Origin of the sequence: Actinoplanes sp. NPDC051343 (assembly GCF_044455125.1) — a bacterium.
Classification (GTDB): Bacteria; Actinomycetota; Actinomycetes; order Mycobacteriales; family Micromonosporaceae; genus Actinoplanes.
This window is the reverse complement of sequence record NZ_JBITEL010000005.1, coordinates 445,894-472,441: the sequence shown is the minus strand read 5'-3', so window position 1 is coordinate 472,441 and position 26,548 is coordinate 445,894. Positions and strand designations below refer to the sequence as shown.

21 protein-coding genes are annotated in these 26,548 nt (G+C 70.4%); 7 read left to right on the top strand and 14 right to left on the bottom strand.

The window, feature by feature from the left end:
* Positions 1-35: 35 nt before the first annotated feature.
* Positions 36-1,802 carry an MFS transporter gene (locus ACIA5C_RS19600; RefSeq protein ID WP_396056459.1) on the top strand — a complete coding sequence of 589 codons (1,767 nt, stop codon included), beginning with the start codon at positions 36-38 and terminating at the stop codon, positions 1,800-1,802.
* Between the two features lie 335 nt (positions 1,803-2,137).
* Here ACIA5C_RS19600 and ACIA5C_RS19595 read toward each other — a convergent pair whose 3' ends face one another.
* On the bottom strand, positions 2,138-6,829 hold the full coding sequence (locus tag ACIA5C_RS19595; protein WP_396056458.1) for a diguanylate cyclase domain-containing protein: 4,692 nt from the start codon (positions 6,827-6,829) through the stop codon (positions 2,138-2,140).
* Positions 6,830-6,899: 70 nt separating this feature from the next.
* Positions 6,900-8,192: an MDR family MFS transporter gene (locus ACIA5C_RS19590; RefSeq protein WP_396056456.1), complete on the bottom strand. Its 1,293-nt coding sequence runs from the start codon at positions 8,190-8,192 to the stop codon at positions 6,900-6,902.
* A gap of 61 nt (positions 8,193-8,253) precedes the next feature.
* On the opposite strand from ACIA5C_RS19590, the gene ACIA5C_RS19585 reads away from it, so the two are divergent.
* Positions 8,254-8,943: a TetR/AcrR family transcriptional regulator C-terminal domain-containing protein gene (locus tag ACIA5C_RS19585; RefSeq protein WP_396056454.1), complete on the top strand. Its 690-nt coding sequence runs from the start codon at positions 8,254-8,256 to the stop codon at positions 8,941-8,943.
* Here ACIA5C_RS19585 and ACIA5C_RS19580 read toward each other — a convergent pair.
* Positions 8,940-9,299 carry a DoxX family protein gene (locus ACIA5C_RS19580; protein WP_396056452.1) on the bottom strand — a complete coding sequence of 120 codons (360 nt, stop codon included), beginning with the start codon at positions 9,297-9,299 and terminating at the stop codon, positions 8,940-8,942. The two genes, ACIA5C_RS19585 and ACIA5C_RS19580, sit on opposite strands and share 4 nt — an antisense overlap.
* A gap of 57 nt (positions 9,300-9,356) precedes the next feature.
* Between ACIA5C_RS19580 and ACIA5C_RS19575 the strand changes: the two genes are divergently transcribed.
* Entirely contained in the window at positions 9,357-10,004 is a 648-nt protein-coding gene (locus ACIA5C_RS19575) for a TetR/AcrR family transcriptional regulator (protein ID WP_396056450.1), read from the top strand.
* Here ACIA5C_RS19575 and ACIA5C_RS19570 read toward each other — a convergent pair.
* From ACIA5C_RS19570 to ACIA5C_RS19550, 5 genes are all read right to left on the bottom strand, one after another.
* On the bottom strand, positions 9,971-10,420 hold the full coding sequence (locus ACIA5C_RS19570) for a SitI3 family protein (protein WP_396056448.1): 450 nt from the start codon (positions 10,418-10,420) through the stop codon (positions 9,971-9,973). The two genes, ACIA5C_RS19575 and ACIA5C_RS19570, sit on opposite strands and share 34 nt — an antisense overlap.
* 11 nt (positions 10,421-10,431) lie before the next feature.
* Positions 10,432-10,989: a hypothetical protein gene (locus ACIA5C_RS19565; RefSeq protein WP_396056446.1), complete on the bottom strand. Its 558-nt coding sequence runs from the start codon at positions 10,987-10,989 to the stop codon at positions 10,432-10,434.
* A gap of 94 nt (positions 10,990-11,083) precedes the next feature.
* A complete protein-coding gene (locus ACIA5C_RS19560; RefSeq protein WP_396056444.1) occupies positions 11,084-11,788 on the bottom strand; it encodes a WXG100 family type VII secretion target in 705 nt (234 codons plus the stop codon).
* On the bottom strand, positions 11,785-12,099 hold the full coding sequence (locus tag ACIA5C_RS19555) for a hypothetical protein (RefSeq protein WP_396056442.1): 315 nt from the start codon (positions 12,097-12,099) through the stop codon (positions 11,785-11,787). Before ACIA5C_RS19555 ends, ACIA5C_RS19560 begins: the two co-directional genes overlap by 4 nt.
* Complete coding sequence (locus tag ACIA5C_RS19550; protein WP_396056440.1) at positions 12,092-12,478, bottom strand: YbaB/EbfC family nucleoid-associated protein; 387 nt, start codon at positions 12,476-12,478, stop codon at positions 12,092-12,094. The genes ACIA5C_RS19555 and ACIA5C_RS19550 overlap by 8 nt, the downstream gene beginning before the upstream one ends.
* Positions 12,479-12,822: 344 nt before the next feature.
* Here ACIA5C_RS19550 and ACIA5C_RS19545 point away from each other — a divergent pair, with 344 nt between their 5' ends.
* Positions 12,823-15,357: a tetratricopeptide repeat protein gene (locus tag ACIA5C_RS19545; protein ID WP_396056438.1), complete on the top strand. Its 2,535-nt coding sequence runs from the start codon at positions 12,823-12,825 to the stop codon at positions 15,355-15,357.
* On the opposite strand, the gene ACIA5C_RS19540 is transcribed toward ACIA5C_RS19545, so the two are convergent.
* The 4 genes from ACIA5C_RS19540 to ACIA5C_RS19525 all read right to left on the bottom strand — a co-directional run bounded on the left by ACIA5C_RS19540 (position 15,325) and on the right by ACIA5C_RS19525 (position 22,148).
* Positions 15,325-17,262, bottom strand: coding sequence for a methyl-accepting chemotaxis protein (locus ACIA5C_RS19540; protein WP_396056436.1), 1,938 nt, complete (start codon positions 17,260-17,262; stop codon positions 15,325-15,327). The two genes, ACIA5C_RS19545 and ACIA5C_RS19540, sit on opposite strands and share 33 nt — an antisense overlap.
* Before the next feature lie 1,274 nt (positions 17,263-18,536).
* Positions 18,537-19,709 (bottom strand): MFS transporter, encoded by a 1,173-nt coding sequence (locus ACIA5C_RS19535; protein WP_396056434.1) that lies wholly within the window; start codon positions 19,707-19,709, stop codon positions 18,537-18,539.
* A 49-nt stretch (positions 19,710-19,758) separates the two neighbouring features.
* Positions 19,759-20,358, bottom strand: a complete 600-nt coding sequence (gene lexA, locus ACIA5C_RS19530; RefSeq protein ID WP_396056432.1) for a transcriptional repressor LexA — start codon at positions 20,356-20,358, stop codon at positions 19,759-19,761.
* 41 nt (positions 20,359-20,399) lie between these two features.
* On the bottom strand, positions 20,400-22,148 hold the full coding sequence (locus ACIA5C_RS19525; protein WP_396056430.1) for a hypothetical protein: 1,749 nt from the start codon (positions 22,146-22,148) through the stop codon (positions 20,400-20,402).
* 57 nt (positions 22,149-22,205) lie between these two features.
* Here ACIA5C_RS19525 and ACIA5C_RS19520 point away from each other — a divergent pair, with 57 nt between their 5' ends.
* Both ACIA5C_RS19520 and ACIA5C_RS19515 read left to right on the top strand, forming a co-directional pair.
* A complete protein-coding gene (locus ACIA5C_RS19520; protein WP_396056428.1) occupies positions 22,206-22,736 on the top strand; it encodes an acyl-CoA thioesterase in 531 nt (176 codons plus the stop codon).
* 16 nt (positions 22,737-22,752) lie between these two features.
* A complete protein-coding gene (locus ACIA5C_RS19515) occupies positions 22,753-24,693 on the top strand; it encodes an acetoacetate--CoA ligase (protein ID WP_396056426.1) in 1,941 nt (646 codons plus the stop codon).
* 51 nt (positions 24,694-24,744) lie between these two features.
* Here ACIA5C_RS19515 and ACIA5C_RS19510 read toward each other — a convergent pair whose 3' ends face one another.
* Entirely contained in the window at positions 24,745-25,074 is a 330-nt protein-coding gene (locus ACIA5C_RS19510; protein ID WP_396056424.1) for a hypothetical protein, read from the bottom strand.
* Between ACIA5C_RS19510 and ACIA5C_RS19505 the strand changes: the two genes are divergently transcribed.
* Positions 25,061-25,804 carry a glycoside hydrolase family 64 protein gene (locus ACIA5C_RS19505; RefSeq protein WP_396056422.1) on the top strand — a complete coding sequence of 248 codons (744 nt, stop codon included), beginning with the start codon at positions 25,061-25,063 and terminating at the stop codon, positions 25,802-25,804. The genes ACIA5C_RS19510 and ACIA5C_RS19505 overlap by 14 nt on opposite strands.
* Here the strand turns inward: ACIA5C_RS19505 and ACIA5C_RS19500 are convergent.
* On the bottom strand, positions 25,801-26,499 hold the full coding sequence (locus ACIA5C_RS19500) for a TIGR03089 family protein (protein WP_396056420.1): 699 nt from the start codon (positions 26,497-26,499) through the stop codon (positions 25,801-25,803). The two genes, ACIA5C_RS19505 and ACIA5C_RS19500, sit on opposite strands and share 4 nt — an antisense overlap.
* Positions 26,500-26,548: the final 49 nt, after the last annotated feature.

The following is a 26,548-nucleotide window of genomic DNA, read 5'->3' as shown; positions in this document are numbered from 1 at the left end:
TACTATAATGCCATTCGCTGCCTAGCGTGGTTGGCATGACGACAAAGGCCCTGGCCGGCGCGGCGCTGGCCTTCAACAGCATCTATCTGGCGGCCGGCGCGCTGACCCCGCTCCTGGTGGTCTATCGCCGGCAATGGGACTTCCCGCCCGCGCTGCTCACAGTGGCGTTCGCGGTCTACGCGCTCGGCTTCCTGGCCGCCGCACTCACCCTGGGCTCGCTCTCCGACTACGTGGGCCGGCGGCCCGTGCTGATCGGCGCGCTCGCGGTCCAGCTCGCATCGAACCTGATGTTCCTCTTCGCGACGAACGTCGGCTGGGTCATCGCGGGACGCGTCGTGCAGGGCGTGGTCAGCGGCGCGGCCACCGCGGCCTTCACCGCGGTCCTGGTCGAGCTGGCACCGGCCCGCCGCAGAGCGCTCGGCCCGATCCTCGGCAGCGTCGCCCTCACCGGTGGTCTGGCCCTCGGCTCGCTGCTCGCCGGCCTGGGCATCCAGCTCACCTCGCACGCCAACGCGGTCGCGTTCGTGGCGCTCAGCGTGCTGACCGTGGCCGGTGGCCTGGCGATCCTGGCCGCGCCCGAGACGATCAGCCCGCGCCCCGGGGCGCTCCGGGCGCTCATCCCCGACGTCGCGATCCCGCCCGCGGCCCGGGCCGAGTTCCTCGCCGCCGCACCCGTGGTCGCCGCGGTCTGGATGCTGGCCGGGCTCTCCGGTGGCCTGGCCCCGAGCATGGTGCAGAGCGTCTTCCACCGCGACAGCGGTCTGCTCGACGGCCTGGCCGGATTCATCGCCCCGGCGGTCTCGGTGGTCGTCGGGCTGTCGTTCGCGCGGGTCCGGCCGCGGGCGGCGATGAGGATCGGCATCTACGCGTCGATCGCCGGTTCGCTCGGCATCATCGGCGGCGCCGCCTCCGGCCACCTTCTCGCGATGTTCGCCGGTCAGGCGGTCGCCGGCCTCGGATTCGGCGCCGCGTTCACGGCCGCGCTGGGTCTCGTCATCCCGCTGGCCGACGCGCACCGGCGTGCGGGCGTGGTCGCCGGCCTCTACGTCGTCTCGTACGTCGGGCTCGGCGTGCCCGTCGCCGCCGCCGGAACCCTCACGGATGTGCTCGGGGTCGTGCCGACCGTCGGCTGGTACAGCGCGGTCGTCGTGGTCCTGTCCCTGATCAGCCTGGGCGCACAGAGGCGCCTGGGGAACCGAAAGGAAGGTAGTCAGATGAACCGTCGTGTGTTCCTGGCCGGGGCATCCGGTGTGCTCGGCCAACGGCTGATCCCGCTGCTCATCAAACAGGGCTATGTCGTCGGAGGCATGACCCGCTCGGCCGGCAAGACCGAACTGCTGCGCCACCTCGGCGCCGAACCGATCCTCTGCGACGTCTTCGACGCCGACGCCCTGATCCGGGCCGTCCACGACTTCGCGCCGGACGTGATCCTCAACGAGCTCACCGATCTGCCGGACGACGCCGCGAGCATCGGCGCCCACGCGCACCTGAACGCGCGCATCCGGACCGAGGGCAACCAGAACCTGATCGAGGCTGCCCGGCGGGCCGGGTCACCGAAGATCCTGGCGCAGACCGTGGCCTGGCAACTGCCCGACGGCCCGGACGCCCGGGCGGTGACGGAGCTCGAGCGGTCGGTTCTCGCCGAGGGCGGCGTCGTGCTCAGCTACGGCCAGTTCTACGGGCCGGGCACCTACAACGAGGACCGCCTGCCGGCCGAACCGCGGGTGCAGATCGACCGCGCGGCCGAGCGGACGGTCGATGCCCTCGACGCGCCGCCCGGCGTCGTGCTCATCACCGACTGACAAACACCTTTTCCGTACGCGCGGAGCCCGGGTTCACGGCTTTTCCACCCGGGCTCCGCCGTTTCGTGCGGCCGCCCCGTCATCGATGCCGAGCCGTGAGGTCAAGACCACGCGCGCAGCAGTTCCGCCGGTCCGCACACGGCATCCAGGCCGGCGGCGCTGACCCCTCGCACACGGCCCGGTCCGGCAGCGTCGACGAGTTGACGGCGTCGATGAACGACTCGAGTTCGACGTGGGTGGACGCGCCGGCCGCGGTGAAGAACGCCGCCGGAACCGCCGCGCGCCCCGTTCGGCCGCCTGGTGATCGCGCGAAAGCCTGGCTAGTTAGCGGACGGTCAGGACGCGACCAGGCCGGCACAGAACCGGACCTGGTTGCGCCCGTTCCCCTTGGCCTCGTACAGCCCGGCGTCGGCGTCCGCGGTGAGGTCGGCGACCGTACGCCCCGGGCCCGGCACCTCGCACGCCACGCCGATGCTGATCGTCACCACCCCGCCGGGAGCCGCCGGGTGGGGCTGGCCCAGGGCGTGCACGGCCTGCTGGATCCGCGAAGCGATCTCGATCGCCGCCGTCCGGTCGGCGCCCGGGAGCACGACCGTGAACTCCTCACCGCCGTACCTGGCGACCAGCCCCGAATCGGGCACCACGCGGGCGATCGTGCGGGCCACCGTACGCAGGCAGCCGTCGCCGGCCGCATGGCCGAGCCCGTCGTTGTAGAGCTTGAAGTGGTCGATGTCGATCATGGCCACGGCGAGGGGCGACGCCGTCTTCCAGGCAAGCTCGACCTCCTCGTCGAGGCGGCGCCGGTTGGCGAGGCCGGTCAGCGGATCGGTGCCGCTGAGGATCTCCAGCTGGGCGTTGGCCAGGCGCAACTGTTCCGTACGGTCGGCCACCTTCTGCTCGAGCGACGCGTAGAGGGCCGCGTTCTCCATCGACACGACCAGTTGGCTGGCGATGATGCGTACGGCGTCGAGCCGGTCCTCGGTGAACGTGCCGCGCCACAACCGGTTTTCGAGAACCAGCATCGCCCGGCCCACGGTCAGCGCGAGGACCGCGCAGAGGTCGAGCCCGTCGAAGTAGGGGTCCTGGCTGAACCGCGGATCGTCGGCGGCGTTGTCGAGCACCAGCGCCTCCCCGGTCCGCTCGGCATAACGCACGATCGACAGCGGCACCCCGGCCGAGCTGATCACGGTCCGCCCGTCGGTCCAGTCGCGCTCGCCGTCGTCGCGGGTCAGCAGGTGCACCCGGGTCGCGCCGGTGAGCGTGGTCAGGATCTCGACCACCCGATGGCGCAGCCGGGCGAGGTTGGTCTCGGAGCTCAGGGCGCGGGACGCCTTCACCACCGCCATCAGGTCGACCGCCTCGGACGCAAAGCTGGTCGAGGCGCCGATGCCGGCCGCGAACGCCGCGGTGCGGGTCGCCCGCAGGAACGGGAACTCCCGTTCCTGGGCGCCGGCCTTGGCGTTGGCACCCCAGTCGCTCCACCGCTCCTGGGCGTCGCGCAGCAACCGCTGGCCGAGGTATTCCATGTCCGAGGCGAGGTGGTAGCGGGCGGCCCGTTCGGCGATGAACGCGTGCTGCCACGGGCGCCGTCGGCGGGCGACCTCGCGCAGGGCTGCGTCGAAGAGTGATCCGGCGGCCGGGTCGCCGTCGGCCCAGGCGCGTTCCGCGTCGAGGAACAGGGCGACGTGCCGGAAGTTGGCCGGCGCCTCGACGACCCGCGCGGTCAGCCATTCCCGGATCTCGTCGACCTCGTCGAAGCGGCGCGCGGACAGCAGCGCCATGCCCTGCACGAGGCGGGCCGTCGCCGTGAAGTAGTTGCCCTCGATGTACGGCATGAACCGGGTGATGCCGGAGGCGTGCGTGACAAGCGCGGTGACGTCCCCGAACAGCATCGCCGCCAGCCCGCGCGTGATGTGGTGGTAGGCGGCGGCCATCGGGTTGTCCGCGAGGTCGGGCTCCGGCGTCACGGCACCGCCGACCAGCGCGGAATGCATAACCGAGAAGGCGGTCATCACCGCCGAGTTCTGCTCGTTGCCCACCTTGACCGTGAACGCGGTGGCCCGTGTCAGCTCGGCCTGGAATGCCGACAACGTCGGCGCGCAGTCCAGCAGGGCCGGCACGGTCGTGTGCGACGTGAAGCAGGCGAACGCCAGGTCTCCACTGTGCACCAACCGTTCGTGCGCCTTCTTGGCCAGGTCGACGCTGTGCTCGACCGGCTCCGACCAGTGCGTCGTGCTCACCGAGGCGAGGAACCGGGCGGCCGCGGTCTCCGCGTCCCATCCGCGGGCCTCGCCGATCGCCTCGACGTGCCGCAGCACCCGGTATCCGGTCTGGTAGTCGCCGCGGAACAGCACCGACGCGACACCGGCGTGCGCCAGCGGCACGATCAGGGCCGCCGACGGCCCGTGCGAGGTCCAGATCCGCTGGGCGGTCGCGATCAGCCGCACCATCGCCGTGTGGTCGCTGAAGAAGGCCGGCGGCATCATTCGCATGACCAGCGGGCAGGCGGCGACGGTGGCGGGTTCGGACGTGTCCGGCCGGCCGAGGTCGTGCTCGGGCCGCAGTCCGGCGGCCCAGTCGCGCAGGCCGTCCAGTCCGAGGTGGACGTCCAGCCGGACGGTCACGCCGAGCCGGGACAGGAGGTCCATTCCCAGGGTCAGCGCGTCGGCCGCCCGCCCGCGGACGGTCAGACTTTCGATCTGTACGCCGGCCGGCTCGGCCAGGGCGATCGGGTCGAGCCGATCCGCCAGTTGGCGATAGAGCTCGTCGGCCTCGGCCGGGCGGCCCAAGCTGTAGAGCGCGCGATGCCGGTCGATCAGCAGCCGGTCGAGCAGGGCGGGATCGGTGCACAGGCCGACCGCGGCGGCCAGGTACTGCTCGGCCACCGGGTAGTTGATCATCCGGAGGCCGGCCGCGGTCGCCCGGAACAGTTCGGCGATCTCGTGCCGCCGGGCGGCCCCGCGGATCAGGTCGGCCGCCGGAAGGTACTGCTGGGCAGCCACCCCGGCGAACTCCGGCCGGCCCGACAACCGCTCGGCCAGGACCAGGTGCACCAGGCGGTGGGCTCGCGCGGGCAGCAACGCGTACGCGGCCTTCTGGACCCGGTCGTGCCGGAAGCGGACCTCTTCCTCGCTGACCACCAGGAGTCCGTCTTCCAGCGCCGGCGCCAGAAGTGCCGAGACCTCGGCGTCGGAGATGCCGAGGGCGAGGCCGAGCAGGCCGAGACCGGTCTCGCCGCCCAGCGCGGCCATCACCGTGAGCAGCCGTTGCGACGACCGCGGAAGGCGGGCCAGGCGGGCGATCAGCAGATCGCCGATGTCGCGGTCGCCGACCCAGTTGAGTACGGCCTGGGTGTCCCAGCACCAGCCCTCGTCGGAGGAGGTGAGCACGCCGCCGGTCCGCAGCCCGTTGACGAGCTCGACCGTGTCGAACGGGTTGCCGCCGGTGCGGGACGCGATGGCCGTGGCCAGGTCGGCGGCCCGGGCCGCCGGCATCCGCAGCGTTTCGGCGAGCAGTGTGGCCAGGTCGTCGGGCGGCAGGTTGCGCAGGCACAGCTCGACCGGCGGCGGATCGATCCGCTGCCAGCGCGACAGCACCGCGGCGAGTGGATGCGCCGCGTCGACCTCCTCCTCCCGGTACGCCCCGATCAGGAACAGGCCCGGCAGCCCCTCGTCGGCCAGCAGCGCCTCCAGGAATGCGATCGGCGTCGCGGCCGCCCACTGCAGGTCGTCGACGACCATGATCAGCGGCCGGGCCGGCGAGGCCACGATGCGGATCAACGCCAGCGTGCCCTGGAACAACCGGCCCTGGATCTCGGCCTGGTCGCCGCTCGGCTCCTCCGGCTCGACCTGCAGCAGCGGGCCAAGTTCCGCGATGACGCTGGCGACGATGCCGGCGTTGCGCCCCAGCGCGGGGGCCAGCGCGGTCCGCAGGCGTACCAGGTCGGCTTCGCTCTCGCCGAGCAGCAGACGGACCAGCGCGCGCAGCGCACCGGCGACCGCGTCCGAGGTCGGATCCTGCCGGTACTGGTCGAACTTGCCGGTCACGAACCAGCCGCCGGCCGCGGTCACGACCTGCCGCAACTCGTTGATCAGCACGGTCTTGCCGACCCCGGACGGGCCGCTGATCAGCAGCCCGCGCAGGCGGCCGGAGAGCGCGTCGTCGAACGCGGCGTGCAGCCGGGCGATCTCGGCGTCCCGGCCGACCAGGCGCGACGGGGCGACCAGGCGGGACGGGAAGTCGCGGGTACCCAGTTCGAGGGTGGCCTCGCCGGCGTGGGCCAGGTCGTGGGCGCAGCCCTCGGCGCTCTGGTAGCGGCGGTCCGGTTCCTTCTCGAGCAGCCGGGCGATGATGGCGGCCAGGACCGGCGGGACCTCCGGGTTGAGGTCGGTGACCCGGTCCGGGCGGCGGGCCAGGTGGTCGTGCAGGAGCTTCAGCGGGTCGGTGCTGGTGAACGGCGGCCGGCCGGTCACCATCTCGAACAGGGTTGCCCCCAGGGCGTACAGGTCGGAGCGCCGGTCGACCGCCCGGCCGGTCCGGCCGGTCTGCTCCGGCGCGAGGTAGGCAAGGGTTCCGACGACCTGGTTCTGATGGGTGAAGCCGGGCCGCTCCTCGGCCGCGGTGGTCGACAACTCGAAGTCGATCAGCACCGGCTCGTCGCCCTCGAGGATCACGTTGGCCGGGTTGATGTCCTTGTGCACGACGCCGGCCGCGTGCACCGCACCGACGATCTTCGCCAGCCGGACCGCGATGCCCAGCATCCGGCAAACGTCGGGTTCGCCGGCGCGGATCCGCTCGGAGAGGCTCTCGCGGCCCGCGTCGACCAGCAGCAGGTCGGTGTCGCTGGGCGACGGCCCGGCCAGCCGGGGGACACCTTCGATTCCCCGAAGTCGTTCCAAAATCGCGTGCTCGCGGCGGCAGCGTTCGGCGGCGTCCGAGCCGCGCAGTTCTTTCCGGATGACGCCCGGCGTTCGCACGATGCGCGTGCGGGCGCTTTCGTAGAGCACTTCGACCTCGGCGTCCGCCATCCGCGACCTCATCCTCCGGGAGAGCCTTTCGCCCTATCGGCATTTCGGCCCGGAAACTGAGAGAGCGCGTTCAGCCGGGCATGCGTACCGCCGGCAGGATCGACAGCGCAGCGACGCCGAGCACCCACCAGAAGCTGTGCGCGAAGGCGGTTTCCGGCGTATCCCGCCGGCTGAGCGTCTGCAGCACGACGGCGAAAACGGCGGCCCCGAGCGCCGAGCCGAGCCGCACCAGGATCGTCGCCGCCACCGTGGCCTGCGGAATCTCGCCTCTCGGCACGTCACGATAGGCGCCGGCCATCACCAGCGGCGTCACCAGGCCATGACCCAACCCGATGACAAAGGCCGCCGCGATTCCCTCGCGCATCTGGGTGTACGCGAAGAGCCCGGTAACCACCAGCAGAAGGCCGGTTACGGCGGGGCCGCGGATCCCGAATCGTTCGCTGATCCTTCCGGCCTGGGTCATCGTGACAATCGCGCCGGCGCCCACCGGGGCGACCAGAAGTCCGGCGCTCAGCGTGTCGCCGCCCCGAACCTCCTGGGCATAGAGCGGAATGAGCAGCAACGCCCCGAACATCGCGATCGAGTAGCCAAAAATCGTGCCGATGGACGTCGCGTACGCCCGTCCGGCAAACAACCGCAGGTCGACCAGTGCGCGATGGCGCCGCCGCAACGCGTGCACGACGAACCCTCCAAGCAGGAGAATGCCGAGAGTCTTGCCGATCAGTCCGCCGCCGGCCAGTCCCCAGATCAGAATTGCCGATCCGGGGGAGAGCAGCGCCAGCCCGACGATGTCCAGCCGTCCTTTTCCGTTGCCCTTACCCCGGTCCGTGTCCGGCAGCCGGCGCACCGCCAGGATCAGAGCGGCCGCGCAGATCGGCACGTTGATCAGGAACATCCACCGCCACGACAGGTGGTCGAGCAGTACCCCGCCGAGAACCGGCCCGAGCATCGGCGCGAGCATGCCCGGGATCGACACGACGGCCATCGCGCGGGCCATCCCCTGCGGTCCCGCCTCCTGGGCCAGGATCGTCTGCGCGGCCGGCATCAGCAGCCCGCCACCGACGCCCTGCACGACCCGGAACGCGATCAGGCTTCCCACCGACCAGGCCGCCCCGCACAGCACCGAACCGGCGATGAACAGGCTCAGCGCGGTCAGCCAGACTCTGCGGCCGCCGAACCGTTCGATTGCCCAGCCGGTGATCGGGATCGTCATCGAGAGCGCCAGCAGATAGCCGGTGAGCACCCACTGGATCGTGCCCAGCGAGGTGCCGAGGTCGCGGCCGAGCACATGCAGGGCCACGTTCACGATCGTCGAGTCGATCACCGTCATGATGGCGCCCAGTGCGATCACAAGATTGATCATCGTCGCCTCCCCGTACGATGTATCGGTTTACCGTACACCGTATCGCGGTAGGGTGACGACCGTGGCTCAGCAGGAGAAACGGGTGCCGGTGTGGGCCCGCGAGGACACCCGTCGGCGCACCACGCTGAGCCGCTCCGCGATCGTGGCCGCGGCCATCGCGATCGCCGACGCCGAGGGCATCGACGCGGTCTCGATCCGCCGGGTGGCGGCCGACCTGCAGGCGCGGGCGATGAGCCTCTACACGTACATCGAGCGCAAGGAAGACCTGCTCGACCTGATGGCCGACGAGGTCGCCACCGAGACCCTGGTGGCCGACCTGCCGGCCGACTGGCGCGAGGCGACGCTCGCCCTCGCCCGCCAGGAGCGGCAGGCCACGCTGCGCCATCCGTGGCTGGTCGAACTGGTCACCCGGCGCACGATGGTCGGCCGGGTCGGCCCCAACATGCTCCGGCACAGCGACCAGTCGGTGGCCGCCCTGGCCGGCCTCGACGCCGACCCCGCCTGGAAGTGGCGGCTGCTCACCGCGGTCGGCGACTACAGCACCGGCTTCGCCGTACGCGAGGCCCGCGAGCGCGAGGCCGCCCGCAGCGGCCAGAGCGAAGCCCTCGAGCCCTACCTGCAGCGCCTGGTCGAGGGCGGCGACTACCCCCACCTGGCGCCGCTGCTGGGTGCCGCGCCGGCCGGCGACGACAACTTCGAGCGTGGCCTGACCTGGCTGCTCGACGGCTTCGCCCGGGAGCTCGAGCCCTAGAAACGGCCGATGGCCAGCACCAGCGCGAGCGCGCCCAGCACGATGTTGAAGGCCACGTTCGGGAACTCCCGCCGCCGGCCGTGGGTGACGACCGCGCCGACCATGACCACGAACAGCCCGGCCGCGGCCAGCGGCGTCAGAACCGGGGCGATGTCGAGCGCGCGGGGCAGGATCAGCCCGATCGCACCGAGCGCCTCGACCGCCCCGATCAGCCTGATCACCGGCGGCGCGAACGGCTCCACCCACCCCTGCCCCGAAGCGGCCAGTTGCTCCTTGCCGCGCACCAGCTTCAGCACCCCACTCGCCAGAAAGACGGCGCCCAGCACAATCGCGACGATCCACAGAAAGACGTTCATGCCGCAACTATAAGCGGACTTTACCCCGCTTAGCCACTACCCAGTTATGATCGCCACATGAGCGGGCTGCCGGTGACCCTGGGAAACCCGAAGCCGGAACGCGCCGACGCCGCCCGCAACCGCAAACAGCTGCTGGCCACCGCCCGGCAGATGCTCTTCGAGTCGGGCCCCGACCACCTGACGATGGACGCCCTGGCCGAACGCTCCGGCCTCGGCAAGGGCACCGTCTTCCGCCGCTTCGGCACCCGCGCCGGCATCTTCCAGGCCCTGCTCGACGAGTCCGAAACCGACCTGCAACAGCACCTGCTGTCGGGCCCACCCCCGGTCGGCCCGGGCGCCGAGCCACTCTTGCGCCTGATCGCGTACGGCCGGGAACGCGTCCGCTGGCTGATAGCCAACCGCGACGTGGCCCGCTTCGCCCTCGACGGCCGCCAGCCGGTACCCGGCACCGGCCAGACACCGGTCTCGCTGACCCACATCCGCATGCTGCTGAGGCAGATGAACCTGGCCGGCCTCAACACCGACCTGCTGGCGATCCAGCTGACGGCCGCCCTGGACGGCCCCCTCCTGCTCTACGTCTCCAACGACACCCTGACCACCAACGCCACCATCGAGACCCAACTGAGCGACGCCTGGCAAACCTTGGTCGAGCGCGTCTGCGGCCCCGGCGCTCAGTCGGGGAAGACCCCGTTCGTCGCTGGATAGCTCGACCACCAGCGGTCCTGGCGGTGCTTGATCAGGACGCCGTCGATGCGGGTCAGGAGGAGAAAGTCTCCGTTGAAGACCAACGCGGCATCCTCATGGCCGGTCTCCAGCGCCCTCCACACGATCGCCAACATGTTCACCACGGCCCACTCGTGGTCGGCATTCTTGTCGATCCGGAACCCGACCGACACATAGGTGTCAGGCTCCCATTCCCAGACGCCTTGGTCCGCCTCGGCCTCGACGTAGCCGTGCTTTCCGGCACGAATGGTGACTGAGAAACCGTGGCTGTCGGTCAAGTCCGCCCACAGCACCGGAGCGATCTCGGGATCGGTCTCGGCCGGCACCGGCAGAGCCCGATTCGCCACCTGTTCCGGAGGGGTATCCCCGGCAAGCGTCAGCCGATATTCCAGCGCCATGGCTCATGACCTCAATCATTGTCCGGGTGGAGATCCAGTTGGACGATATCGCCGTCCGGCGTGATCGCTTTGGCCTCCTTGAGCCCGGGGATGGTCCAGTCGGCGAACTGCCGCCGGAGGGCCGCGAAATCGCCGGTCCAGTCCTCCATATTGATCACCACGCGTTGCGTCTGCGTCCGCTCGCGCACCTTGTCGTCGACCTCGGACCAAATGCCCCGCACACTCTTGGCCGCACTGGGCGAATAGCAGTCGAACACGCGGCCCTCGAGTAGGTAGTCGGGATCAGATGTCGGTTTGCCAAGGTCGCCGGTGGCTGCCCGAGCTTGAGCAACCTCGGCGCGCGTCGGGTTCTGCTGGACCCGGAAGCCCTGATCGGCCAGCGTCACCGCGGCCGAGTTCTCGCGATCGAGTGATCGCTTGACGTCGTCATCCTGCTTGGCGCCGATCCGCGTCGGCGGACCCTCGGGCCGGCCGCCGGTTGGCCCGCTGCCCACAGTGACGAGATCCGATGATCTGCCGGGCCGGCCGGATTTGGCGGCGACGGCCAGTGCCTCCTGGTTGGCGCGCACGCTGTGTCCGCCCTCCACGTGCGCGTGGGGGCGTGGGGCCTCGGGCCCCTCCCCGCCCGCGCCGTGCGAACGCCCGTGGCCCGGCATCGCCGTTTCAGCCCTCGAGCAGGGTTCGCAGGTTGGTGAGGCTCGTGATCAGGGCGCTCGTATAACCGAGGATGCGGCCTGCCCACTTCACCACCGCCGCCGCGATCTGGGCGGCCACTACCGGGATCGTGATGACCAGCAGGGACTCGCCGGCCCAGACGATGACCCGGGCGACCAGGTCGGCGATCAGGTCGCGGACGATGTCGCGGGTGAAGGTGACCAGGTTGCCGGCGGCCTCGGTGGAGGCGGACATCGTGGCGGCCAGGACGCTCAGGCCGGCCAGTGCGTCCACGTTGTTGGCCATCAGCGACTGGTAGGTGTCGGCCGCCGCGCCCTGCCAGTCGGGCAGGTCGCCGGTCAGGCCGGCCTGCAGGTCGGTGGCCATCGACTCGAGTTCGCCGGAGAGGTTTTGCCAGGTGGCGGCGTGGGCGGCCACGCGGTCGGGGATGCCGGCCAGCCTGTCGAGGACCTCGCGGAGGGGTTCGAAGTATTCCAGGGCCCAGCCGAGCCCGTTGGACAGCAGAGCGCTGAACGGGTCGAGCGCGGTGGCCGCCGCCTCGACCGCGAACGAACCGCCGGCCAGTGTCCGGTCGACCCAGCTGCCGCCCTTGACCGTCTGGTAGACGCCCTGGAAGCTGTCGACCAGGGACGCCCCGGTGGTGCCGGTGCGGTAGTTGCCGGAGGCCGAGGCGACCAGCGGTGACGTCGTCATGGCGTGCCCCCGGCCTGGCGCAGGCGGTCGGCGGCCGCGCTGTCGGTGCGGTCGTAGTCGTCGCCGGTGGTGACCAGGGCCTGCCCGGCGAGGCGCAGATTTTCCTCGACGTACGCGATGAGCTCGTCCTGGCGTACGTGCCGCTGCTCGAGGATCGCCGAGATCCAGCCGCACAGCATCCCGTACGCCGCGGAGTCGGCGTTGATCGCCGCGCTTGCACCTTTGACCGCGCCGAACCGGTCCTGGATCGCTCCGAGTTTGGCGGCGTGCGCCCGGATCTGGGCCGCGTCGGCGGTGAAGCCGTCAGTCATCGGGGAGCTGCCGCTCGAGCCGGGCGGCGATGGCCTGGGCGGCCACCGAGTCGGGGCCCATCGTCTCGACGACGATGGCTCGCGCCTGCCGGGCGGCGTCCGCCCGGGCCGTACGCATCGCGGCCATCACCGCACGCTCGATCGTCGATGGGGCGAACTGCCCGACGCGCTCGCCGAACCGGATGCCGACCAGTACGCCGTTGGCGTCGATGGTGACTTCGACCAGGTCGTTGTCGTCCTTGCCGCGCACCCGCAGCTGCCCGAGGCGCTCGCTCATCGCGCCTGTGTCGGCGGCCATCCGGTCGATCCGGCTCTTCCAGCCCCGCAGGTAGGCCTGGGCGGCGTCCGGGTCGAGGATGTCGGGGGTGTCGACGGTCATCGCATCCTCCAGCGGCAGATCGACCCGAGGCTATCAATGCCTCGCCACCGGTTTACGCCGTCGGAAGGGTTGGCTAGCGTTTCGAGGATGCGCTCAAAAGACCCAGGCCCCGCACCGTCGGGGCGGCGCGGCGCGGGGCCTGGGCGCCCCGCGCCGTACACCAGCCGGGCCGCTTGTCGTCCCGGATCTTGCCGGGTACGACCCCCCGTTCAGCAGCCCGGGCCGCTGCGCGGAGCCGGCCCACAGCCGATCTGGGAGCCATGGGCCGACTCGCGTGTCACCGACTATGGCGTCCGCTGTGGCGTCGTGCGGAAAGTCCGAACGAACCCGAATGGTCACTCGGTGTGATTCCCGACAAGTCGCAATTCGTGACGCTGCCCGACCCGGGACCGGCGACGACGCTGGACGCTCTGGCCGAGACGCTGCGCAGCCTGAAGGCGTGGGCCGGCAACCCGTCGTACGAGACCATCACCGGCCGGGTCAACGCCCACCGGCCGGTGACCGAGCAGGTCGGCAAGACGACCGTGGTCGACTGCTTCCGTCCGGGCCGCCGCCGCGTCGACGCCGAGCTTGTGGTCGCGGTCGTCGAGGCACTGCACGCCGACCTGGGCTACGTCACCCAGTGGCGGCAGGCGCTGCGCGTGGTCAGCGGCGAGACCCAGGCCGCCGCCCAGGTGCGCGTGCAGGACACCCTGCCCCAGGACCTGCCGATCTTCACCGGACGGGCCGCCGAGCTCGACCGGCTGCGTGAGCTGGCCAAACGGAGCCCGGCCGTGGTGATCTCGGCGCTGGCCGGGATGGCCGGCGTCGGCAAGACCCAGCTGGCCGTCCACGTCGGACATCAGCTGGCCGCCGAGACGAAGTTCGACCGGATCCTCTTCGTCAACCTGCGTGGATTCCACCCCGATCCCGCGCAGCCGCCGGCCGATCCGGGTGCGGTGCTGGACGGGTTCCTGCGCCTGCTCGGCGTGGCCGGTCAGAACGTGCCGCACCAGCTGGAGGCGCGCACCGAGGCGTTCCGCCAGAAGTTGACCGGCCTGCGCAGTCTCGTCGTGCTCGACAACGCCTCCGACGAGAAGCAGGTGGCGCCGCTGCTGCCGGACGTGCCGGGCTGCGTGACCCTGGTGACGAGCCGTCGCGACCTCGGCGGGCTGGGACCGGCGGCCCGGTTCCCGGTCGACGTGTTCAGCCCGGACGAGGCGCTGCAATACCTTGCGGTGGTCGTCCCGCAGATCCCGGCCGGCTCCGACCCCGGTGCGGCGGCCCGGATCGCCGAGCGGTGCGGCCGTCTGCCCCTGGCGCTGGCGCTGGTCGCCGGGCACATGCGGGCCAAGCCGGGCTGGACCCTGACCGATCATGCGGACTGGCTCGACGAACGCCATGCGGACCGGAGGCTCGACTCCGGGGTGGAACTCGCGCTCGAGGTGTCGTACCGGAACCTGCCCGCCGGGGAGCGGGAGCTTCTCCGCCTGATCGCCCAGCACCCGGGCCAGGATTTCGACGTCCGGGCGGCGGCCGCGCTGGCCGGCATCGATCTGGCCACCGCCGAGGCCCGCATGGCCGAGCTCACCGCCGACCACCTGGTGCAGATCACCGTGCCGAGTCGCTACGGCCTGCACGACCTGGTTCGTGCCTACGCCGTCGGCCGCTCGGCCGACGAGGACCGCCGGGTCGACCGGCGGGCGGCCGTCACCCGCCTGTTCGACTACTACCTGAGCGTCGCCGGTGCCGCGATGAACCGTTTCGACCCGGTCGACCGGCACCGCCGGCCGGCCGTGCCGGAACCGCCGGTGCCGCCACCCGACCTGGCCGACCCGCTGTCCTGGCTGGAGACCGAGCGGCCCAATCTCATCGCCGTGGTGACCCACGGGGTCCGCGAGGGGCGGCCCGGGCACGCCATCCGGATGGCCGCGGTCCTCTACCGCTACCTGCTCGGACGGCACCACGGCGACGCCCAGTTGGTGCATGGGCAAGCGGCCGGTGCGGCCCGGCAGGCCGGCGACGAGATCGAGTACGCCCGGGCCCTGTGCAACCTGGCCACGGCCGATGTGTACCTGGGCCGTCACGAGATCGGCGTCCGCCATCTCGAGGAGGCGCTGCGGGTGCTCCGGCAGGCCGGCCACCCGTCCGACGAGGCGCGCGCCCTCAACAATCTGGGCATCGCCGAGACCCGGCTGGGCCGCTACCGCGAGGCCGCCGAGCACCACCGGGAGTCGCTCGACGTCTACCGGGTCGTCGGCGACTCCGCCGGCCGGGCCCGCGCCCTGGTCAACCTGGGCAACCTGGATTCCCGGCTCGACCGCCAGGACGACGCGGTGGCCCACTACGGCGAGGCGCTGGAGCTCTATCTCGAGTCGGGCGACTCGCAGGGAGCGGCGGGCGCGCTCAACAATCTGGGCGGCGCCGAGGTGAAGCTGGGGCGTCTCGACGCGGCCGAGCGGCATTTCCTTCAGGCGCGCGACATGTTTCGCGAGCTGCACAGCCCCAACGGCGAGGCCAATGTGCTCGACGGCCTCGGCAGCCTGTTCACCCGGCGGGGCGACTTCGAGCAGGCGGTCGACTATCACCGGCAGGCGCTCGCCATCTTCCGCCGGATCAGCGACCGGGACAGCGAGGCGTGCGCCCACAACGGTTTGGGGGAGGCCTATCAGGCGGCCGGGGTCCTCGACCGTGCGCGCCAGGAGTTCGCCGAGGCGCTGGCGATCGCCTCGGAGGAGGACGTCGACGACCGGGAGGAGCAGGCCCGGGCCTATGCCGGGTTGGCGGTGGCTGAGCCTGGCAAGGCCCGAGAGCATTACGCCGCGGCCCGTGAACTGTGGATGGAACTGGGTTCGCCGCGGGCCGATCTAGTAGCGGAACGAGCCGACGAGCGTACGTAGTCTTTCGGAGAGCGAGGCGAGCCTCGCCGCCGCCGCCTCGGTCTCGCCGGCGCCGCCGGTCGTGCTCGTCGCGGCGTCGGCGACGCCGGCGATGACCCCGGCGATCTCCCGGGAGCCGTACGCGGCGTCGCTGACCGAGCGGCTCATCTCGTTGGTCGTCGCGGTCTGCTCCTCGACGGCGCTGGCGATCGTCGTCGAATAGTCGCTGATCTTGTTGATGACCTCGGCGATCTGCTGGATCGCGGCGACCGCCTCGGCCGTGTCGGCCTTGATGGCGCCGATCCGGCCGCTGATGTCCTCGGTCGCCCGGGCCGTCTCCTGGGCCAGCTCCTTGACCTCGCTCGCCACCACCGCGAAGCCTTTCCCCGACTCGCCGGCCCGCGCCGCCTCGATCGTCGCGTTCAGCGCGAGCAGGTTGGTCTGCTCGGCGATCGCGGTGATCGTCCGCAGCACCTCGCCGATCTCCTCGCTGGACGTGCCCAGCTTGCCCATCGTGGTCGTGGTCCGCTCGGCCACCTGCACCGCCGCCGCCGTGACCCGGGCCGCCTCGGCCGCGTTCTCGGCGATCTGGAGAATCGACGCGCCCATCTCCTCGGCGCCCGCCGCGACGGTGTCCACGTTCTCCGAGACCCGCCCGGCTGACTCGGTGACCAGCCCAGCCTGCTCCTGCGAGGCCCGCGCCGACCCGGCCAGCCGCCCCGACACTTCGGTGATCTCGGTGCTGGCGGCGGTCAGCTCGTCGGCCGCCGTCGCGATGCCCCGGACCGTGTCGGCGACCTTCTGCATGAACCGGTTGAACGCCGCACCCAGCTGACCCAGCTCGGTCGGCGACTCGTCGACCCGCTGGGTGAGGTCGCCGTCCCCGTCGGCGATCGCGGCCATCCGGTTTCGGAGCCGGCCGATCGGCGCCACCACGGCCCGGGCGACGAGGAACGCGACCAGGCAGCTGACGATCAGGGCGGCCAGCGCGAGCAGGATGGCCCGGTTGCGCAGATCGGTCACCGGCTTCAGGATCACCGACTGCGGCACCGAGAGCACCAGCGACCAGGTGTCGTTGGCGCCGACCGCGATCGGTACGGCGACCAGCAGGTTACCGCCGGCTTGCAGCCGGGCCGGTTTGCCGCCGGCGATCGACTGCTGGGCGGCGGTTGCCGCCTTGCTCTTCAGCGGCTTGGTGAGCTGCTTGGCGTCGGGCCCGGCGACGACGTTGCCGGCCGCGCTGACCAGCGTCACCTGCCCCTGCCCGAACGGATTGTCGTCGGCGATGAGCTTGCTCAGCGAGTCGAGGGTCAGGTCCGCCCCGGTGATCCCGGCGAACTTCCCGCTCCGCATGACCGGCTCGACCGCCGACGTCATCAGCACGCTCTCGCCGTTGACCTGGTACGTGTACGGCTCGAGCACCATCTCCTTGCCGCTCTGCTTCGGCGTCAGATACCACGCGCCGTCGGTCGGATCGTCCAGCCCGGTCAGCGCTTCGACGACGATCCCGCCGCTCGGCCCGCGGTGCCAGTAGGGCGCGAACCGCCCCGCCTTGTCGCTCCCGGTCCTGTTGTGGTTCTCGGCGTCCCGCCCGTCGAACCCGTTCGGCTCCCACGCCGACCAGGCCCCCAGATATTCTGGGTGCGCGGCGAGCACATTGTGCAGCGTCTCGTTGACGGTGTCCCGGGAAACCCGATGATCGGACAGCGCCACCATCGTCGTCCCGAGCGTCCGAGCCGTCCCGAACGCCGCATCGAACTCCTGCTTGACCTGCGCCGCCCCGACTTCAGCCGACCGCTGCGCATCATCGAAGGACACCGCCTTCAAACTCCGCGACGCCCCCACGGTCAGCACGCTGACCAGCACGGCAACCGAGACGAGCAGCAGCGCGGTCAGGCTCAGGACGAGCCGCGTCCTGATCGTCATGCGGGACATCGGGCCTCCAGCGAGATCAACTCTGCTTTTCCCTGATCGGCCCGCGCGGTCATTCCCTGAGCCGGGCCACCGCGCTGACACGCTCGGCCACACCCGACGACCTAGATTCCGTACGCGGTTCCGCCTCTTCCACCCGGTCGTCCTAGAGCTGGTCCTGGGGAACGGCCCCCACGAATCCGTCTCGGCAGCCCCGCCTCCCGCACCGCGTCAAGCCGTCCTCGACAAACTCCGGAACCCGCCGAAGCCACCACCACGACGCGTCTCGCCGCGGCCGCGCACCCTCCCGGAACAACAATCCCGGCCCGTGCCGGCGACCTTTCCCTGTTGGCGTCCTTGGAGATCAGCACCCCACGAAGCGCCGCACCCACCAGCAGCCCGTTGACGAACACCACGAACTCAGCCGCAGTCTCCCGCCCGCGCCGGGTGCCGTCTTGCTGACGCCGGCCTGTTGTGGACCACCAGGAGTTGGGCCGCAGTTCCAGCCTTCCGCCGCACGGGGTGTCGTCTTGCTGCTGCCCGGGTGGGCCCGTTGTGGAGCACCACGAACTGGGCGAACTCCGGCGGCTGCCGGCGCCTGCTGGAGGACCATCCGCGGAGCCCGTTGTGGACACCACGAACCGGGCCGCAGCCGCAGACTTCCGTCGGTGGGTGTCGTCTTGCGATTGCCGGGCCGGACTGCATCAGCAGACCCATCGCGTACCGGGAAAGCGGCATCAGCGAACCTGCCGACCTGGCCCTGGGGACGCGCAGCGCGGGGCCCGTTTGGGGGCACGGCGAATTCGGCCGCAGTTGAACGAGCAGAAGGGTCCCTTCGCGGAGGGTTGGCGCGGGGTGCGGTCTTGCGGTTGCTGGGTGGCGCGTTGTGGGGCGCGGTGAATTCGGAGCAGGTCTTGGCGCGGGATGGTCTTGCGGTTGCCAGGCGGATCCACTGTGGAGCATCACGAACTCAGCGACCGCCTCAATCCCTGGCCAGCACCGGATTTCGCAGCCTGCACCTCACGGCCTCGCTCAGTGGCAGGCACCGAGGAGCGTCGCTGCTCCTTCCGGCGGCTGCCGGCAGGAGCGCCATGCGGTAGCTCTCAAGCGACTTCGCTCGTCGCCCATGCACGGCGGCGGATGTCGCGTCTGGGCCGGGACGACGCCCGGCGGTGTCATGAAGGGTGTGGCGGCGATAGTCGTGCTGGTCTGCGGCGGTCGAGCCGACAACCCGATCCGGCGTCCATTCTTCCGGCTGAGCGAGATCAATGGGCACCCCTGTGGACGAACTATGCCACCGCGGGCCGTGGCGCTCGACGGATCAGGGGGCCGTAGAGCAGGCCGCCCACCAGGAACAATGCGGCCAGTACGAACCAGCCGGCCGTGTGGAGGCCGAGGACGCAGGCGGTGATCAGCGGCGGGGAGACGGTGTCGCCGATTTGGCGGCCGGCGAAGTAGGTGCCCTGGTATTGACCCTGGGCCGTCTCGGGTGCCAGTCCGAAAAGGATTGCCCAGCTGCCGGTGGACATCTGGAGTTCGCCCCATACGTGGATGACCGCGGCTGCCATCACCAGCAGGCCGACCGCCAGGCTGGGGAGCCCGGCGGTCAGGCCGAACACCGCGCACGCGAGGGCGATGATTGCGGCGCCGCGGCGGGAGACCCCGGCGCCGGCGGTCGCGCCGTCGATGCCCCGGGTGGCGCGGACCTGCAGCAGGACGCAGCCCGCTGTGTTGATGACCAGGGCGACCGAGATCAGCCACAGCGGGGCGTGTGTGCGCGCCGCCAGCCACAGTGGCAGACCGATAGCGATCAGCTCGTTGAAGGTGCTGGTCATCAGGCCGTCCAGGGCGGCGAAGGCCAGGAACGGTCGGTCACGCAGGGCGATCAGGCGCGGCCCCGCGGCGGGTCGCGCTTGCGGGGGTACGGGATGGGCCCGAGTCAATATGGCGGCCGCGATGACGAACGAGGCTGCGTTTGTCAGCAGCACCCCGGCGTACGCCGAATGGCCGTGAAGCAGCAGCGGAAGGCTGCCGACCAGCGTGCCCACTCCGATGCCGGCGTTGGTGGCCGAGCGGAGGACGGCGCGGGACCGGAGGCGCTGATCGACCGGGACCGAGCCGGCGATGAGGGCGCCGTTGGCGCCTTTGGTGAGGGCCATCGCGACCGCGATCACGCAGGAGAGCACGGCGAACGCCGGCAGGGTGTGCACGGTCAGCAGCGTCGTGTACGCCACGGCGAGCACCAGCATCGCGCCGATGAGCAGGCGTTTCGGGCCGTAGCGGTCGGCCAGGTAGCCGAGCGGGGTCATCGAGACCATGCTGGCCGCCGCGCCGATGCTGAGCCCGGCCGACATTGCGGCGGGGGAGAGCCCGGCGACCCGGGTCAGAAACAGCACGCCGGTCGTGAGGTAGGCGCCGTTGCCGAACGCATTGACGAAGGTGGCCGCGATGAGGATCAGCACGCCCTGGATTTAAACAAGACGTACGTACGGTTTGCAACGTGTTATCGGCTCAAACGCGCCGCAGGACGCTCACCACCTTGCCCAGGATGACCGCGTCGTCGGCCGGAATCGGCTGGTAAGCGGGGTTGCGGGGCAGCAACTCGACGTGGCCGTCACGCCGGCGTAAAACTTTGACCGTCGCCTCGCCGTCGAGCATCGCGGCCACGATCTCGCCTTCCTCGGCCACCTGCTGCTGCCGCACCACCACGAGGTCGCCGTCGCAGATCGCCGCGTCGACCATCGAGTCACCCTGAACCTTGAGGGCGAACAGAGTGCCGTGCCCAACCAGCGACATCGGCAGCGTCAGCTCGTCTTCGACATGCTGCTCGGCCAGGATCGGAGCACCCGCGGCGATGGCGCCGAGGAGCGGGACGCGTACGTCGTTGTCGCTCTGCGCGGCCGGCGGCCGGATGTCGACCGCGCGGGAACCGCGCGCGTCGCGTCGCAGAAAGCCGTTCTTTTCGAGGATCGTCATGTGGTGCGCGACCGTCGACGGGGAGGCGAGTCCCACGGCGGCGCCGATTTCCCGCATGGTCGGCGGATAACCGTGCTCGTCGACCCAGTCACGAATAACCGTCAGGATGCTGCGCTGGCGCGGCGTGAGCTCCATGTCGTGACTTTACTACATCGTTCGATCATTTGTACTAACTCTCAGCCGTCCGACTCGGGCGACCGGCGGGGCGACGGAATCTCGGGCGGGTCCTCCGGCGGCCGCTCGATGTTCATCACCGTCATCGATCGGGCGGGCTCGTCCGGCTGGGCGGCCGGACGCTGGAGCCGGCCGGTCGGGTCGTCCGCGAAGTTGGGACTCTCGGCGCCCGCGATCGACCCGCGCCGGTCGGGACCGGTCTTCTTTGCTTTCGGACCGAGCAGCTGGGTGCGCTCGCCGTCATCGGGCGACCGGATCACCTGCGTGTCGTCCATCGGACGTTGCACGATGACCCGGGTGTCCTCGCCCGGCGTACCCAGGATCTGCGTCGTCTCGCCGGGGATGCGCGCGGCCGGGTGCACCACGACGGTCTCCTCGCCGGGCAGCCGGAAGGAAGGCTGAGTCTCGTCGGCCACGATCAGGTAGGTGGTCTCCTCGACGAATTCGGCCGCCTCCAGCGCGTCTTCCGCCACTTCCGCCGCAGAGATCATGATCGGCACCAGGTCGGACGGCGTCTCCTCGTCCGATTCGGCGTTCGCCCGGCCGTTCGGGGCCTCGACCGGCTGGTCGTCAGCGGCCGCCGCGGACGTTTCTCCCGCGACCAGCACGGTCGTCAGCTCGTCGTCAGCGACATCCGCGGCTGCTGGCTCTTCGTCCGTTGGCTCGTCCGCAACATCGAGGCCCTCAGCGTCGGCCGCCGACTGGGCGTCCGACTCGCCCTCCGACTCGCCCTCCGACTTAGGCTCGGTCGGCCGCTCCTCGACGCCGGCAACAGTCACAGGCCCCTCGGCCTCAGCATCTACGGTCGGCCCCTCGGCCTCGACATCTACGGTCGGTTCCTCGGCCGCCACATTTGCGGTCGTTTCCTCGGCTGTGACGTCCGCGGTGGGCTTCTCGGCTGTGACGTCCGCGGTGGGCTCTCCGGCGGAGATATCCACGGTCGACTCCCCGGCGGCGATGACCGTCGTCGGCTCTTCGGAGGCGATGGCGGCCGTTGGCTCGGCGTCGCCGGTGACGTCTGCGGTCGGCTCCTCGCCGTTCTCCGGCCGGGCGACCCTCGGCCCCTCCGCGTCGAGGCCGGCGCTCGACGCGGCCGGGCTCCGGATGATCGTCGTCGACTCGCCGTCCGTCGGGATGGGAATCCGGACCACCGTCGTCGAGTCGCCGTCCTTGGCCGGCCGCTTCAGCAGCGTCGTCCGTTCTTCCGGCCCTTCGAACAGCCTCAGCAGCGTCGTCCGCTCGGCCTCCTCGGCCCCATCGGCGACCGGCGGCACCGCCGTCTCCATCCTCGCCATCGGTATGCCCGGCGCGGCCGCCCGTCCGATTTGTCCGATCAGCGGCAGCACCAGCGGCTCGTAGCCCCGCCACCGCCGCACGCTCAGCACGGTCAGGATCATGGGCACCGACAGCAGCGCGGCCAGCCCGTAACCGGGCCGGCTCAGGTCGAAGCCGTCCTTGACGACGCCGGCCGGCCACAGGTCGGCATATGACGAAGGCGACGAGATCGCCCAAACCCCGGCGGCGAAGAACACCACCCCGGCCGCCGTCGGACCGAGCGGCGAGATCGGGGCGAAAACCAGGATCCCGTACGCGGCGCCGCCGAGCAGCAACATCAGCAGCCCCATGAACGACTCGACCGCGAACCCGTCCCGTCCGCGGGCGGTGAGATCGTGGGTCAGCCCGACCGCGACCAGCACCCAGACCGCGGGTGCCAGCACGACGGCGTACAGGATCGATCGTAAGTGGCGCACGTCCGGACCGTACCTGGCCTGGGCGATGACGCGGAACCGCGCCGTAACGTACCCCTTATGACCGATCAGACACCGGGGCATCCATCGAACGAACCGATCGGCCGCCCGACCGCCTACTCCCGTGTAACGCTCAGCCGAATAATGACGGCGGTCGACGTCAATCTGTACGGAACGGTCCACGGCGGTGTGCTGATGAAGTTCGTCGACGACGTGGCGGGTGCCGCGGCCGCCCGGCACAGCGGGGGCACGGCCGTGACCGCCGCCATCGACGAGATCATTTTTCTGGAGCCGGTCCGCGTGGGCGACCTCGTCAGCGCCTATGCCCAGGTGAATTGGACCGGCAGTAGTTCGATGGAGGTCGGCGTACGCGTAACGTCCGAGCGCTGGGATGCGGCCGCCACCGAACCGCTCACCGTGGCCACCGCCTATCTGGTTTTTGTCGCCGTCGATGTGGCCGGTCACCCGCGTGCGGTTCCGCCCGTGTTGCCGGAAGACATGGAGGATCAGCGCCGTTTCCGGGAGGCTCTGATCAGGCGCGAGCATCGTCTGGCGCGCCGGACCGCCATCCAAAAAGCGCGAGCTGAGTGAGCGTTAAGGTGTGGGAATGACGGGCACAGTTTTGTGGGAACCGCCGGCCGATGCCCGGGATACCTCCCGGATGGGGCACTACATGTCCTGGCTGGAGCGCGAGCGCGGCCTGGCGTTCGCCGACTATCAGGAATTGTGGGACTGGTCCGTCACCGATCTCCGGGGGTTCTGGCGCTCGATCTGGGACTACTTCGAAGTAGCAGCCCGCGATGAGCCGACCGAGGTGCTCGCCGACGCGTCGATGCCGGGCGCGGTCTGGTTTCCGGGCGCCACCCTCAATTACGCCGAGCACGTCCTGCGCATGCCGGGATTGAAGGACGACGATCCGGTCGTCCTCGCGTACTCGCAGAGCCGGGAACCGGTGAGCGTGACCGCCGGGCAATTGCGGGAGCAGGTCCGAAAGGTGCGGTCCGGGCTGAAAGCCCGGGGGATCGGGCGCGGTGACCGGGTGGCGGCTTACGCGCCGAACATCCCCGAGACGTACGTTTTGATGCTCGCGACCGCCAGCCTGGGCGCCACCTTCTCGTCGTGCGCACCCGAGTTCGGCGCCCGCAGCGTGATCGACCGCTGGTCCCAGATCGAGCCGAAACTGCTCGTGGCGGTCGACGGCTACCGCTACGGCGACAAGGCGATCAGCCGTCGCGACGAGGTGGCGGCCATCAAGGACGCCATTCCGTCGATCGACGAGGTAGTGACGATCGGCTATCTCGATGGCACCGCGGGGAACTGGTCCGATCTTAAGGGCGACGACCCGCTGGAATTCGAGCCGGTCCCGTTCGCGCACCCGCTCTATGTCCTTTACAGCTCGGGCACCACCGGGCTGCCCAAACCGATTGTCCACGGCCACGGCGGCATCCTGCTCGAACACCTGAAAATGCTCGCCCTGCACCACGATCTGGGCCCGGGGGACCGCTTCTTCTGGTTCACCACGACCGGCTGGATGATGTGGAACTTCCTGGTCAGCGGCCCGGCCGTCGGCTCGGCGGTGGTCATGTTCGACGGCCACCCCGGCTATCCGAACATGTCGGCCCTGTGGGATCTGGTCGACGAGGCGGGCATCACCTATTTCGGCACTTCCGCGCCTTTCCTGATGGCCTGCCGGAAGGCCGGATTGACGCCGCGCAAGAAGCTGAAGGCTATCGGGTCGACGGGTGCGCCGTTGCCGCCCGAGGGTTTCGACTGGGTCTACGAGGCGGTCGGCAAGGATCTTCAGCTGCAATCGTTGTCCGGCGGCACCGACGTGTGCACCGGGTTCGTCGGTTCGGCGCCGCTGCTTCCGGTGATCGAGGGCGTGATCGCGTGCCGCTGCCTGGGTTCCAAGGTCGAGGCCTACGACCCGGCCGGCCGGTCGGTGACCGACGAACTGGGCGAACTCGTGATCACGGCGCCGATGCCGAGCATGCCTGTCGGCTTCTGGAACGACCCCGACGGCAAGCGCTACCGCGAGGCCTACTTCGACGTCTTCCCCGGCGTGTGGCGGCACGGCGACTGGATCACGATCGACTCGGCCGGCCGGTCCGTGATCACCGGGCGGTCCGACGCGACGCTCAACCGGGGTGGCGTGCGCCTCGGCACGTCCGAGTTCTACTCGGTGGTCGAGGGACTGCCCGAGGTGCTCGACTCGGTGGTGGTCCACCTCGAGCAGGGCGACGACCCGAACGGGGAGTTGCTGCTCTTCGTGGTGCTCGCCGAGGGCGTCGACCTCGACGACGCCCTGCGGGCGCGTCTCAGGAGCGAACTGCGCGGGTCGCTCTCGCCGCGGCACGTTCCGGACGAGATTCATCAGGTACGCGCGGTGCCGCGTACGCTTTCGGCCAAGAAACTTGAGGTGCCGGTCAAAAGAATCCTCACCGGCACACCTGTGGAATCGGCGGCGGCCAAGGGCGCTCTCGCCAACCCGGAGTCGCTGACCGCATTCGAGGAATTGGCCCGCGAGCGCGCCGCCCACCGGCGATAACACAAACCGACCGGCGTCGATTCTCACGTTGACCTGGGCATTCCACGTGGCTCAGGCTGCCCGGGTGCGTCTTCGTGTGTGGAGCCTTTCGGCGTTGTCGGTGGTCACCCTGATTGCCGGGTGTGCGCCCTCTTCCCGTACGCCTTCGCGTACGTCGGAAGCCGCGCCCGTCGCGGCGCCGTCGGTCTCGTCGTCCGCGGTTCTGCCGGGCCCGGCCTCGCTTTCGCCGTCGCCGTCTCCGTCGGCCTCGCGGTCCGTTTTGCCCTCGCCGTCCGCCTCCCGCCCGAAGGACCCGCCGGCCAAGGTCGCGGGGAATTCTTCGGCGTCCTTCTGGGGGAGCACCGCGGACATCCCGAAGGCGAACAACGTGCTCACGGTCAAGGTGCTCAACCGCACGAACGGCGCCTACCCGGACAGCAAGGTCTACTGGACTTTCAACGGGCAGACGCATTCGATCGCCGACCGCCCGTACCTCGACATGCCGGCCAACTCGTCCGGTCGCATGTATTTCCACGTCGGCTCGCCGACCGGCAAATACGCCGACTTCATCGAGTTCTCCGTCGGTCCGAAGCAGTTCAACGGCAACACCACCCGGGTCGACGCCTTCGTCCTGAAAATCGCGATGCGCCTGCACGCGGCGGACGGTTCCGACGAGCAGGTGGGGGAGTCGCAGAGGGTTTTCCAGGAGTCGCGGGCCGCCACCTTCGCCCGCTTCAAGGCGGCGGTTCCGGCCGAGTTCGATCACCTGGCCCAGGGCACCGACAAAATCCTGTCGCCGGGCGGTGACGCTGCTTTCAAATCGGGCGGCAAGTACGCCGGCTACTTCGCCCCCTACACCAAGGCGGCGTCCACTGCGGACATTCTGGGTTGCGCCGGCCCGTTGGCCGGCGACCCGACCCGATGTGCGGCCCTGAACCGGCACGTCTCCGACCCGAACTCCAGCCCGTCGACCTACTACCGGTCGGCGCCGGCCAACTTCTACGCCGAGTTCTGGCACGCCAACGCCATCGACGGCAAGGCCTACGGCTTCCCCTACGACGACGTCCACTCCCAGTCGACGTACGTCTCCCACGCCGACCCGCAGTACCTGCTGGTCGCCGTCGGCTTCTAACGGGTGAGCGTCCGCGTCACCTTCTCGGTGTCGACGCGGGCCTCCAGCTTGGCCGGGTCGAGGTGGGTGCAGAGCACGATCGACGCGCCCGCGACCAGCGGCGCGAACAGCCAGTCGACCGGATCCGGGTAGGCCCGCGCGTCGACCAGCACCCGATCCCCGGCCGTGATGCCCAGCTCGGCGGCCCGCGAGGCGGCCCGGTGCAGCACCGTCGCGTCGTCCGGGCCCGGGGCCGGGGCGCCGCCGAAGTGATCGCCGTAGTTGCGCACCTCGAGCACGTAGTCCTGGTAGCCGTCCGGCACCGACCGGAGCGGCATCGCCAACGGCAGCAGTCCCGTCGCGTACCGGTCGATCGTGGCCTTCGCCGCCGCGGCCGTGAGCTGCTCCGGGGTGGTGAAAAGCGCATCCACCGCACCCGGCCGATCGCCGAGGTCGGCCGCCAGGCCGGCCGAGGCGACGCCGAGCAGGATCGCCGCCGTCTGCCAGTGCGGCGGCATCAGCACCGCCACCGTGTCGCCCGGCGCCAGCCCGACACCGTCGAGGAGCATGTTGGCGGTCTTGGACACCCAGTTGTCGAGGGTCACACCCGACAACTCGGTGCGGTCGCCCGAACTGTCGTCGTAGTAGGTCAGCAACGGGGTCGTCGGAAAGTGCCGCACGGCCGAGGCGAGCGCCTGGGGGATCGTTGATTCCACGTGATTCACGATAATCGCGTCACCCTGGGTAGCCATTCCTGAACGGCCG